Source organism: Flectobacillus major DSM 103 (assembly GCF_000427405.1).
GTDB classification, from domain to species: domain Bacteria; phylum Bacteroidota; class Bacteroidia; order Cytophagales; family Spirosomataceae; genus Flectobacillus; species Flectobacillus major.
In genome coordinates this window covers 4,028,438-4,041,154 of record NZ_KE386491.1, presented here as the reverse complement: position 1 = coordinate 4,041,154, position 12,717 = coordinate 4,028,438, and the positions used below count along the sequence as shown (strand labels likewise).

Genomic DNA, 12,717 nt, shown 5'->3' with positions numbered 1-12,717 from the left:
ATTAAAGCCTAAGGGCATCGTGGTTTACCAAAAAATCTTGGTACGCCAAGGCTATTCCTTGCTCGATGTCGATGGTATGTTTCCAGCCAAACTCATTCAACCTTGATACATCCATTAATTTACGAGGTGTACCGTCGGGCTTGGTGGTATCCCATACAATATCGCCCTCAAAACCTACTACATTTTTTACAATATTGGCTAACTCTTTTATCGTAACATCCGAGCCAGTACCAATATTCACAAACTCCAGTTCGTTGTAGTTTTCCATCAAAAACAAACACGCTGACGCAAGGTCATCGGCATGGAGGAATTCACGCATAGGCGAGCCTGTTCCCCACAAATTTACCTGAGCTACCCCATTGACTTTGGCTTCATGAAACTTGCGAATCATAGCTGGTAAAACATGTGATTTTTGGAGGTCGTAGTTATCGTTGGGGCCATACAAGTTGGTGGGCATTACCGAAATAAAATTACAACCATACTGATTGCGGTATTCTTCACACATTTTGATACCTGCAATTTTGGCAATAGCATAAGGCTCGTTGGTATGCTCCAAATACCCACTCAAAAGGTATTCTTCTTTAAGAGGCTGAGGGGCTAATTTTGGATAAATACACGACGAACCCAAAAACATCAATTTCTTTACCCCAAACAAATAGGCACTATGAATAACATTATTTTGAATACTGAGATTTTCAAACAAAAAATCGGCACGATAGGTATTATTAGCCACAATACCACCGACTTTGGCCGCAGCCAAAAACACGTAATCGGGTTTTTCTGTTTCAAAAAAATCTAAAACGGCTTGTTGATTGCGGAGGTCGAGTTCCTTCGAGGTCCGAAGTACAAAATTAGAATATCCTTCTTTTTGCAGTTTTCTAAGAATAGCAGAGCCAACCATTCCTCTGTGTCCCGCTATGTAAATTTTTGCGTCTTTTTCCACTTTAAGTGCTGTTTCGGGTAAAATTTATGATAGAAATAACCATATTCTATCGAAATATAGACTTTAACTCATAAATCATCAGAGTTAAATTTGTCTTTCGAGCAATATCTTCCTTCTTTTGTCTTAAAAAATAAAAACTTACTTTTTTCGTTTGCAAAAGTAATACATTAGCCTTTGACTACGTACTACCCATGAGAAGTTTATCCTTTCTATTTGCTGTTGTTCTTTTCTTTGCGAGCCATTGGGTTATTGCTCAACAAGACGAGTTCAAAACCAAGAGTAAACCCCAAACCGATACTACTACCCGAAAAAAAGGTTTGCTGGGGGGGCTCATTCAAACCGATGTGCTAGATAATATCAAAAATGCCAAACAAACTATCAAGGATGTTAAAGAGGATTTGAAAAAAAATAAAGATGAAGCAGAAAGGTTTTCGTCCGATCTAACTGCCGATTTGGGTTTGAAACTGCATAAATCTAAGAAGAGTAAAAAAGTAAAAAAAGCCCCACGCGACGAATACAATGCTGTTAAGTTTGAGAGGCGTATCGGCGAATATGGTACTGGTGTACGCCTAACAATTGAAGAAATTAATGTATTACGTAATCCTGATGAAGCTGAGCCGAGTATTTATGCCAAGGAAATCTGGTGGTACGACCCCAAACTCCGCAGAATTACGAATGTGCCTCGCAAAGACAAAAACTATGGTGAGGTTTGTCATGGCCCCTACAAAAAATATGTTAATGATGAACTCGTAGAAGAGGGATTTTTTGATGTTGGGGTAAAAGATGGCCGCTGGGAAACCTACAACCAAGAATACGTTTTGCTAACCAAAACAAAATACAAGAGTGGCTTTTTGGCTGATTCGCATATTTCGTACTACGACAAAGAGCAAAAGAAAATCAAAGAGGTGATTCCTGTACAACATGGCAAAGTTACAGGCGAATATCGTGCTTTTTATGAAGGTGGTCAGCTTAAAGAGGAAGGCAAAATGGACGATAGCGTAAAAATAGGCCGCTGGCGAGAATACCACCAGTTTGGAGCAATGGGTCGCCTCAAAAGAGAAACGATGTACCCCAAAGATAAATTTGACAAAACAGCACCTGTTGTACTACAAGAACGTGATGATAAAGGAAAGCTTATTTACGAAGCTCCTAAACAAGTAAAAAAGAAAAGCGACGACGACGACGATAATTAGACAAGAGCCTGAGGTAGTTTATCTCAGGCTTTATTTTTCAGGATACTATTGCTATAGGAGTATATTATATTTACAAACGACTTTTTACCAATAGAATAAATCGGCTTTATTCATATTAAGTTACTATCTATTTTAGACTAGATTTTTTATTCATCCTATCATGACAGATATTCAACAAGAAGTAAACACCCTTATGCTTCAATCGGCAGAGGCATTTAAGCAATATAGAAATGTGTCGGGTCGAGAAAAAGCCCTTTTTCTACGAAGTATTGCCGAAGAAATTGAAGCCTTAGGCGACCAACTCATCGAAACAGCTCATTTGGAAACCAATATTCCTACGGCAAGGCTACTTGGCGAGCGTGGACGCACTATTTTTCAACTACATACTTTTGCCAACCTGCTTGAGGAAGGCTCATGGGTAGAAGCCCGTTTGGATTCGCCCAATCCTAGCCGACAACCTTTGCCCAAGCCCGATGTACGTAAAATGCTTGTACCCATTGGTACAGTGGTTGTATTTGGGGCAAGCAATTTCCCTTTTGCGTATTCTACGGCTGGTGGCGATACTGCCTCGGCTTTGGCTGCTGGCTGTCCTGTAGTAGTAAAAGGGCATCCAGCCCATGCCAAAACTTCAGAATTAGTGGCTCATGCCATTACCAAGGCCGCCGAAAAATGTAATATGCCTCAGGGGGTATTTGCCCATATTGCTGGCCATAGTTTTGAAGTAGGAAAAGCATTGGTATTACACCCAGCTACCAAAGCTGTAGGCTTTACGGGGTCTTTTGCGGGTGGTAAAGCCCTTTTTGATTTAGCCAATCAAAGACCTGAACCGATTCCTGTATTTGCCGAAATGGGTAGCATCAATCCTGTAGTTTTGATGCCCGAAAAACTCGAACAAGATGCTTCGGCTATAGCCACCTTATATGCTGGTTCTATTACCTTGGGTATGGGGCAGTTTTGTACCAATCCTGGTTTATTACTGGCTATTGATAGCCCTGCTCTGACGACTTTTATCCACGATTTGGCAACAGCTATTGAAGGCGTAGCTCCTGCTCCTATGCTGCATGCAGGGATTTATCAAAACTATGAAGGTAAAAGAACCGTTGTAACAGCTCAGGAAGGTGTAACATTAGAGGCTGAATCGAAGGTAGAAAAATCGGGGATTATTCAGGCTGTGCCTACAGTAGCTTCGGTTGATGCCTCGGTGTTTTTGGATAACCCAACTTTACATCAAGAGGTTTTTGGGCCTTTCTCGTTGGTAGTAAAATGCCAAAATACAGCCGAGCTACTGGCTGTAATTGAACATTTGGAAGGACAGCTAACGGCTACTTTGATGGCTACCGAGCAAGAACTGTTGGCCAATAAGCCACTGGTAGAATCCCTACACAATATTTGTGGACGTTTGATATTCAATGGCGTACCCACAGGGGTCGAGGTTGGGTATGCTATGCAACATGGCGGACCTTTTCCTGCCAGTACCGACTCCCGTTTTGGAGCTGTTGGCCCTGATGCTATCAAGCGATTTGTACGTCCTGCCAGTTTCCAAAACTTTCCCGAAAGTTTGTTGCCCGATGCTCTGAAAACTGATAATCCGCTTCAGATATGGCGAATCCAAGATAATGAGTGGAAAAAATAAAGAGCTGGGTATTTCAATAAGAGTATAATTTTTTATAACTCACCAATAGGTTGTCATGCCACTATTGAAGTATAAAATACGGTTGTACTCTTCTCTTATTTAATAGGTACAAAGTGGCTTTGAAAACCTTATCATAACTTGAAAGAAAGCCCTTTGTACTCTCAATAATACCTAATTTGTACGGAATTCGGGTTTTACCTTTTTGCAAAACTTACCTTTAATTATTTAACCCTTTTCATGATTATGAAAAAACACTTTTTAACAGTTCTTTTGTGTTGGGTAGCTTGGTGTACTCAAGCCCAAATCAAAGCGGATACTAAAGAATGGAAACAGCTTTTTAATGGAAAAAACCTTGATGGCTGGGATATTAAAATCAGGAATTACGACTTAAACGATAATTTTGCTAATACTTTTCGAGTAAAAGATGGCAAATTGGTTGTAGCTTACGATGGTTACGACAAATTCAATGAACGCTTTGGGCATATTTTTTACAAAGAAAAATTCTCTAATTATATCATCGCTACCGAATATCGCTTTGTTGGCGAACAAGCTCCTGAAGGGCCAGGATGGGCTTTTCGCAATAGTGGAATTATGCTGCATTGTCAGCCCGCAGCTTCTATGGGCAAAGACCAAGATTTCCCGATTTCGATAGAAGTACAGCTTCTTGGCGGAACAGGTAAAGGCGAGCGTACTACTTGCAATTTGTGTACACCAGGTACTAATGTAGAAATCAATGGTAAACTTTTTACCCCTCACTGCCTCAACTCAAAATCAAAAACCTATAATGGCGACCAGTGGGTACGTGCTGAAGTCATGGTTTTGGGTGACTCGCTTATCAGACACTACGTTAATGGCGAAATGGTAATGGAATACCAAAAACCTCAAATTGGCGGTGGCAATGTTGATGGCTACAATCCTTTTTACAAAGAAGATGGCAAAATGTTGACCCAAGGGTATATTTCATTACAAAGCGAAAGTCATCCTGTTGAATTTCGGAAGGTTGAGGTATTGAGCCTCATTGGCTGTACCGACCCTAAAGCCCTGAATTTCAAGTCATATTATATCAAATCAGCTCCTAGCGAATGTATTTATACCAAAAAACGCAAACGGTCTAAGGCCTAATGCTATTTATCCTGATATATCCCAAGTATCTTTTCTATAACCTTAGGAATATACTTGGGATTCCAGCTTTTGGGTGTGTCATGTCCCCTTCTTCTTATCGTCTATATTATTTTCGCCATCAAGACTCATGAACATTGCTTAAATTTGTACAAAGTATAAATAGAAAGTAATGTCATCAGAAATAAAAAATAGAATTCCCGTTAACCTAATTACTGGATATTTGGGTGTTGGCAAAACCACTGCAATTGTTAATCTTCTCAAAATAAAGCCCGAAAATGAAAAATGGGCTGTATTAGTCAACGAATTTGGGGAGGTGTCTATCGACCACCTTACCCTTTCGGCTGGCAACGACAGTCAGCTACAAGTCATGGAAGTAGAAGGTGGGTGCATCTGTTGCTCGGCGGCACAGTCTATGCATTTTACGCTACAATTAATGTTAGCCAAGCTTCGTCCCGACCGTATTCTGATTGAACCTACAGGGATGGGGCATCCTGCAAGTATTCTTGATTTACTCAAAAGTCGAGCTTTCTCAAACGATGTTTTTGTCAATTCCACTATTTGTATTATCAATCCTGCACAGTTGGCCAAAGAACGCTACCAAACCGACGGTACGTATATCGACCAAATATCTCTAGCCGATGTATTGGTTGCCAATAAAACAGACTTATGTAGCGAGGACGCAATGGAATTTTTCTGGGAATATGCCGACGACCTATATCCTGCAAAATTAATTGTTGACCGCATTAATCAAGCCCACCTAAAACTAGAATGGCTCGATTTAGGTATCGACGAAAACCGAATAGCCAGTTATCCAAACGAACATTTGGGCGAAGCCACTCATATTGCTACAACACAATCGGTTCTATTCAAACAAATTCCCAAAGTTGGTAAACCCATCATGAAACCAAGTAAAGGTTTGGGGAGTTATAGTTGTGGATGGATATTTTCTAATAAAGAGCTTTTTGATTTGAATAAGCTCAATATGCTTATTGTAAAATTGTACCTCGAAAATCATATTCACAGGGCAAAAGGTATTTTTAGAACAGGGGCAGACTGGTATTTGTACAATTGTGTAGAGGGTATGCCAACCAGCCATTATATTGCCTACCGACGAGATAGCCGAATTGAGCTAATTGCATCAGAACCACTCGATTGGAAGGCAATCGAAACTCAGCTATTGGCGTGTATTCAACCATAATCATGATAGGAAAACTTTTTTCAGGCTTATTGATTGCTTTTGTTCGCTTATACCAAGCGGTACTATCTCCGTATTTTCCTAATGCTTGTCGATACACCCCTACATGCTCGCAATATATGATTGAGGCCATTCGAGAATGGGGCTTTTGGAAAGGTGCAAGCTTAGGTTTTAAACGCATAGCTTCGTGCCACCCTTGGGGCGGAAGTGGCTACGACCCTGTACCTCGCCGATGTAACTGTGAAAAACCAGAACATTGAGTTCAAGCTAAAACCGTCAAGAAACTTATGGAACAAAAAAAAGTGCTTCAAAAAATTCCTACCAATATTATTACTGGTTTTTTGGGTGTTGGAAAAACCACCACTATTTTAACTATTTTACAACATAAGCCTGCTCATGAACGCTGGCTAGTGATTGTTAACGAATTTGGGGAAGTGTCTATCGACCATATAGCCTTTGAGGGGAGTTCTACTGAACAGCAAAATTTGGCTATTAAATACGTGGCAGGAGGGTGTATTTGTTGTACAGCTAATTTGCCATTACAAACTACCTTAACCCAAAGTATTCGACAAGTAAAACCGCATAGAATACTGATAGAACCCACTGGAATTGCTCATCCAGAAGCCATTATTGATGTTTTACAAAGCGAGTTTTTGAGTAAGGTTATCGACCTCCGAGCTACGCTATGTCTGATAAACCCACAACAACTGGTACAAGACAAGTATTTTGACGACGACGTTTATCAAGACCAAATCACCTTGGCCGATGTTTTGATAGCCAATAAAATTGATTTGGCGGGCAAAGTTCTCACCGAAAAATTTGTTAATTGGGCCAAAGCATTATTCCCTCCCAAAATTGTGATTGCTGCTGTCGAAAAAGGGGATATTGATTTATCATGGCTAGACATCGAGCCTTATCCACACCGCAAAGCACTACATACCGATGCCCATGCACAAATGAAACATACCCCCAACAATCATAACGAACAAGATTTATCAATTCCTTTGGTTGGGCAACCGCTGCGTCGTGAAGGACACTCCCTCAATACCTATGGATGTGGCTGGGTATTTTCGCCAGATGAAATTTTTCAAAAAAATCAACTCTTAGCGGTACTTGATTCGCTCAAAGGCTTTGAAAGAATCAAGGGGGTTTTCAGGATTAGTGAAAAACATTGGATTTTTGTGAATAAAACAGGCGAAGAACCCCTGAATGAATGCTCAATAGCATATAGAAGAGATAGCCGAATAGAAATAATAGCCTTAAAACCAGCGATTTGGCAAATACTTGAAAAGCAAATTATGGATTGCCGCAAATTGGACGAAACATCAATAGATTTACCCAGTTTTGCCATTCCACTTACCATTAAGAAATAATAAGGTTATAAAAACACAAACATGAGTTATTCCTAATTTAGTGTATTGAGATTGAGTGATTATCCTTTATGTCTACCTTGTAGCAATTGAGACATAGTATTTTGTATCTAAAAATGAGTCCTCGTAAATTAATATCAAACCTAAGTCATTTGAATATGATTTTACCCGTAACGACGCACTGCTTGGTGGCTCAAGATGTGTCGTGCTTATATTTAACATAAAAGGCGGTCGAAAAACAATTTCCGACCGCCTTTTTTATGAATAGCCCCTAAATTTCTATCATTTGAGCAATTGATAAGCCTCTTCAATACCTTTTCAATCACAACAAACACAAAGAGGTGGTCTCTTTTTAATATTACCTAATATTTGGGATGACTCATGTTTTTTATATAACTCAACGCCAATACCGAGGGTATTTTCTTGTTTTGTGAGCATTGTTAAAAAATAATGCTACCACTACCAAAATCACGGCGCCCAACAATACTGGTGTAAAAATAAAACTCCATTTGGCATGGCTTAGCACTATCACCAAGGGGTTAGCTCCTGCGGGTGGATGTACCGTTTTGGTCAACTGCATTGCTGCCAACGACAAGCCCACTCCAATAGCCATCGAGTACCAGCTATCACCAAAAAGATTCAAACAGATAAGTCCAATGGTTGCCGAAATGACGTGTCCTCCAATAATGTTGCGTGGCTGAGCCAATGGACTATCGGAAACGCCAAAGGCAAGCACACAGGTAGCCCCAAATGGAGCCATTAATAAAGGTGTTTTGGTCATTTCGGTCAACAGTGCAATAGCCGAAATACCTATTAATCCACCTAATGCCGAGCTAAAGGCATGTGTCCATTTCGGTCGAGCGGGGCTTCGCTCTTGGGCTTTAAATTTCGAGAAGTAATGTTTCATGATTTTGTTTCAAATTGTTTCAGCAGGATTTACTCTTTTCAACAAGACATCCCCTTATTTTATTAAGAGCAAAAGTAGCCGTAATGGTTTCATCAATATCCAATAAATCCATAAAAAGCCTTTCTTTGGCCATTGTACGTTTGCCTCTATACCTTTACTTCAAAATTTTTCTATAGATAACCGCTCAGTATTTCCAGAATAATATCGCTTTTTGAATGAAAAACAGATGATTAGATTTTGTTACAACAAAATGCCCGAGCTTATTTATACAAACATTTCACTTCGCTAGGCTTATAGATTCTTAACAATATCATAAAGTAATATCTATTTTGTCTGCTCATTTGCGTTCTACTTTTGTAGACAAACTACCCAAAAGCCATACTTTTTTTGTAAAATAGTATCTCGTATCAACATTTCAACCCATTTACATTGACAAACAGTCTTATGAAAAAAACAGCCCTCCTCTCCCTCATTTTCTGGGGAATGAATCTCGTTACAGGTTATGCCCAGCTTTTTGAAATAGAAGGACACCGTGGAGCACGTGGCCTAATGCCCGAAAATACCATAGAGGCCTTCAAAAAAGCCATCGATTTAGGTGTAAATACGCTTGAATTAGATGTTTGTATTACCAAAGACAACAAAGTGGTGGTTTCGCACGAGCCTTATATGTTGTCGCTTTATGTAACCAAACCCGACGGTACGCCTGTTACAAAAGAAGAGGAAAAAAGCCTCAATCTGTACCAAATGAAATACAAAGCAATTAAACGGTATGATTCGGGGATTAGAGGAAATGCTTTATTTCCAGAACAACAAAAAATAGCTACACACAAACCTCTTTTAAAAGATATGATAAAAGCGTGTGAAGCTTATCTACAAGAGAAAGGCCTTCCAGCGGTAAAATACAATGTTGAAATTAAATCAGGTGTGCAGGAATATGGTATTTATCAGCCCAAAACTGTAGAAGAATTTGCAGATTTGGTTTATAAAGATATTATCAAGCTATTACCTCCCGACAGGGTAATTTTACAGAGTTTTGACTTTAATATATTGAAATACTGGCAAAAGCAAACAGAGGCAGGAAAGTACAAAAAAATAACTATTTCGGCACTAACTGGCAATTTATCGCCTGAAGACACCTTCAAAGCGTTAGGTTTTTTGCCTGTATATTACAGTCCTCATTTTTCGGTATTAACACCCGAAAGAGTACAGTTTTGTCATGAAAAAGGTGTAAAGGTAATGCCTTGGACAGTGAATGAAATAGCAGATATGGAAAAGATGAAAGCCCTAGGGACAGATGGCCTAATTACCGACTACCCCGACAGAGTACTAAAAATGAAGCCCTAAAAAATGAGCTTATAAACGAAGTAAGAGTACAAATCTTGGGGCATATTGTTTTGATAATCAATTTTAAAAATCAAAACTTTGCACTCATCTGTACTCTTACTTAATCACATACTCAACGTACTATTACTATACAGTACCAATATGTTTTAGATGCACAATATGCGAACGCAATGCACTCAAAACGGTTGGATATTCTAAATACGTAATACCAAATTGTTGACAAGTTTCACGTACTAATTCGTTGATTTTTGGATAATGTACGTGACTAATTTTAGGGAACAAATGGTGTTCTACCTGAAAATTAAGCCCCCCAGTAAACCACGAAACAATCTTAGATTTGGTTGCAAAATTGGCTGTTGTTCTGATTTGATGAATAGCCCATTCAGTATCAATTTTAGCCGTTTGCTCGTCGGGCATAGGAAACTGAGCTTGCTCTACCACATGAGCCAATTGAAATACTACCGCACTCACAAAGCCACACACAAAAGCAATAATAAAATACCCAATCAAAGCATCAAGTAAACCTACTTGGTAGATTGGCAATACAATAAATACCCCAACATAGCCCAGTTTTGTTGCCCAAAAAATAGCATGTTCTTTCAAATCCATTTTACGGAATTTGGTATCGCCTACCTTACCTGTAAAATATTTTTGGAAATCCTGCCAAAAAATCCATAATAAGTATGTCCAGCCATAAAGGAAAATCCAATAAATATGCTGAAAACGGTGAAACCAATGTTTTTCCTGAGTTTCGCTAACACGCATCCAAGGCTTAATATCAATATCATCGTCCATTCCATCAATATTAGTAAAAGAGTGATGATTAAAATTATGCTTGAATTTCCACAAATACACACTTCCCCCCATAATATTGAGCGAATAGCCCATCAATTCGTTAACCCATTTTTTCTGCGAAAAACTACCATGAGCCCCATCGTGCATTACATTGAAGCCAATAGCAGCCAAATTAAATCCTAAAAGAGCCGAAAGCCCTATCGAAAGCCAGCCTACAGGTGTAAAAAACACTAATACGACATACAAAAGAAAGGCTGCCGCTAATAGTATAGCCGTTTTGAGGTACAATTTGTAGTTACCTGTTGGACGAATATCATTTGCTTGAAAATACTCGTTAACTCTTTTTCTTAGTGCATTAAAAAACACACTGTTTTTGTTGTTAAAACTCACTTTTTCCATGAGAACTTCTCTGCTGATAAATTTTAGGATTTGGTTATAAATTCTGTTTCAGACGATGCCGCCTCGGCTTTTTTCTTACCTGCCAATTGGCCACAGGCTGCATCAATATCTTTTCCTCTTGAACGACGAACATTTACTACCATCCCTTTGTCTTCTAAAAATTTAGCAAATTTCTCTAAAGTTTGTGGGTCGGTATTGGTGTAATTGGCTTCGGCAATTGGATTGTATTCTATAATATTCACTTTACAAGGAAATTGTTTTGCAAATTGCCATAATTCTTTGGCATCTTCCAAACTGTCGTTGAATTTATAAAAAACAATATATTCTAAAGTAATTCTATTTCCTGTTTTTTTGTAAAAATACTGCAACGCTTCTTTCAATGCTTCCAAGGTGTTGCTTTCATTGATAGGCATAATTTGGTTACGCTTGGTATCGTTGGCGGCATGCAACGACAAAGCCAAATTGAACTTCACTTCATCATCGCCCAATTTTTTAATCATTTTGGCAATACCCGCTGTCGAAACAGTAATACGCTTGGGCGACATACCCAAGCCTTCGGGCGAAGTAATCATTTCGACCGACTGCAATACACTGGCATAATTCAATAATGGCTCGCCCATACCCATATATACAATATTGGTAAGTGGGGTTTGATAATGCGATTCGGCTTGGTCACGTATTCTGACCACTTGGTCATAAATTTCGGCGGGGTCGAGGTTGCGTTTTCTGTCCATATAACCTGTTGCACAAAATTTACAAGTCAACGAACAGCCCACTTGAGAAGACACACAGGCCGTCATTCGGTCGTCGGCAGGAATCAATACACCTTCAACCAAATTTTGGTCAAATAAGGCAAACGACGATTTGATAGTTTTGTCAGAACTCACTTGCTTTTCAGCTACTTTTACGGCTCTGATTTCAAAATTTTCGGCCAAAAACTCTCTTGTTTTTTTAGAAAGATTCGTCATTTCGTCAAAATCCTGTGCCGATTTTTTCCAAAGCCACTCATACACTTGTTTGGCTCTAAAGCCTTGTTCTCCATTTTCTACCAAAAACTCTTTGATTTGGTTCAATGTGAGTTTACGAATATCTTTTTTATTTGCTACTGCAATTTCCATTGTATTTCAATTTTTCATTTTTTACGAACCTACTTTAAGCCATAGGTTCTTTTCAGTAATAGAACCTTTACCAAGGGTTAAAATCTTATTACTTATTTGCAAATTTATTCAAAAATATAAACTATTGAAAATCAACAAATAAGTTCTTTATTTTTACTTATTACCCTGAGTCATTTTACTCAATTGCCGAGGTACAATCTCTATGGCTTTATCAACCACCTTGGGGGCAAAGGGTTTTACTAAGGGCAACAAATAATATGCTTCTTTTTCTCCTTTAGGTGGTATTTTGATACCAATGGCTGTTGCCAGCCATAGTATTACACTTATACCAAACGACCACGTGAGGCCACCCACCAACGCCCCAGCCAACGAATCAAAACTCCCTAAAACAGTATACCTAATTGATTTTCTTAACAACCATCCCAACTTATTAATCATATAAACAATCGGGAAAAACACTGCACCAAAGCCTATATATGGCAAAATCCGCCCAGTTATTCGGCTGTCGACATAGGGCGAAACCCATGTAGTGGCTAGTCCGAGTGTTTTAAAACCAATAATAACAGAGATAATAAAGGCTGCAATAGAGATAGCTTCAATGATGATACCCCGCTGATAGCCAATAAAGCCACCCCAGAGAATAGGAAGAAGAATAAGAATATCAATTAGTTTCATTTGTATAAAAAAGAGAATAAGGG

The 12,717-nt window shown here is 39.0% G+C and carries 12 protein-coding genes; 7 read left to right on the top strand and 5 right to left on the bottom strand.

The genetic code is table 11. From position 1 onward, the window contains the following. Window position 1: 1 nt before the first annotated feature. Window positions 2-943, bottom strand: a complete 942-nt coding sequence (fcl, locus tag FLEMA_RS72180) for a GDP-L-fucose synthase (RefSeq protein ID WP_044172829.1) — start codon at window positions 941-943, stop codon at window positions 2-4. 191 nt (window positions 944-1,134) lie between these two features. Between fcl and FLEMA_RS72175 the strand changes: the two genes are divergently transcribed. The 6 genes from FLEMA_RS72175 to FLEMA_RS72165 all read left to right on the top strand — a co-directional run bounded on the left by FLEMA_RS72175 (window position 1,135) and on the right by FLEMA_RS72165 (window position 7,459). Then, window positions 1,135-2,136 carry a toxin-antitoxin system YwqK family antitoxin gene (locus tag FLEMA_RS72175; protein WP_052354194.1) on the top strand — a complete coding sequence of 334 codons (1,002 nt, stop codon included), beginning with the start codon at window positions 1,135-1,137 and terminating at the stop codon, window positions 2,134-2,136. Window positions 2,137-2,296: 160 nt separating this feature from the next. Beyond that, complete coding sequence (locus tag FLEMA_RS0141445) at window positions 2,297-3,769, top strand: aldehyde dehydrogenase (NADP(+)) (RefSeq protein ID WP_026997930.1); 1,473 nt, start codon at window positions 2,297-2,299, stop codon at window positions 3,767-3,769. Window positions 3,770-4,012: 243 nt separating this feature from the next. Then, complete coding sequence (locus tag FLEMA_RS0141435) at window positions 4,013-4,891, top strand: 3-keto-disaccharide hydrolase (protein WP_026996773.1); 879 nt, start codon at window positions 4,013-4,015, stop codon at window positions 4,889-4,891. Window positions 4,892-5,060: 169 nt separating this feature from the next. Further along, window positions 5,061-6,089 (top strand): CobW family GTP-binding protein, encoded by a 1,029-nt coding sequence (locus FLEMA_RS72170; protein ID WP_044172826.1) that lies wholly within the window; start codon window positions 5,061-5,063, stop codon window positions 6,087-6,089. A gap of 2 nt (window positions 6,090-6,091) precedes the next feature. Then, complete coding sequence (gene yidD / locus FLEMA_RS0141395) at window positions 6,092-6,346, top strand: membrane protein insertion efficiency factor YidD (RefSeq protein ID WP_044172824.1); 255 nt, start codon at window positions 6,092-6,094, stop codon at window positions 6,344-6,346. Between the two features lie 27 nt (window positions 6,347-6,373). Continuing rightward, window positions 6,374-7,459, top strand: coding sequence for a CobW family GTP-binding protein (locus FLEMA_RS72165; RefSeq protein ID WP_044172821.1), 1,086 nt, complete (start codon window positions 6,374-6,376; stop codon window positions 7,457-7,459). A 394-nt stretch (window positions 7,460-7,853) separates the two neighbouring features. On the opposite strand, the gene FLEMA_RS72160 is transcribed toward FLEMA_RS72165, so the two are convergent. After that, entirely contained in the window at window positions 7,854-8,363 is a 510-nt protein-coding gene (locus tag FLEMA_RS72160) for an HPP family protein (RefSeq protein WP_044172816.1), read from the bottom strand. 444 nt (window positions 8,364-8,807) lie between these two features. Here FLEMA_RS72160 and FLEMA_RS0141350 point away from each other — a divergent pair, with 444 nt between their 5' ends. Then, entirely contained in the window at window positions 8,808-9,707 is a 900-nt protein-coding gene (locus FLEMA_RS0141350) for a glycerophosphodiester phosphodiesterase family protein (protein WP_229359488.1), read from the top strand. Between the two features lie 126 nt (window positions 9,708-9,833). Here FLEMA_RS0141350 and FLEMA_RS72155 read toward each other — a convergent pair whose 3' ends face one another. The 3 genes from FLEMA_RS72155 to FLEMA_RS72145 form a co-directional block, all read right to left on the bottom strand. Next, window positions 9,834-10,901, bottom strand: a complete 1,068-nt coding sequence (locus tag FLEMA_RS72155; RefSeq protein ID WP_044172813.1) for a fatty acid desaturase family protein — start codon at window positions 10,899-10,901, stop codon at window positions 9,834-9,836. Window positions 10,902-10,924: 23 nt separating this feature from the next. After that, window positions 10,925-12,019, bottom strand: a complete 1,095-nt coding sequence (gene rlmN / locus FLEMA_RS72150; protein WP_044172811.1) for a dual-specificity RNA methyltransferase RlmN — start codon at window positions 12,017-12,019, stop codon at window positions 10,925-10,927. A gap of 153 nt (window positions 12,020-12,172) precedes the next feature. Then, window positions 12,173-12,694, bottom strand: coding sequence for a CvpA family protein (locus tag FLEMA_RS72145; protein WP_044172809.1), 522 nt, complete (start codon window positions 12,692-12,694; stop codon window positions 12,173-12,175). Window positions 12,695-12,717 lie beyond the last annotated feature (23 nt).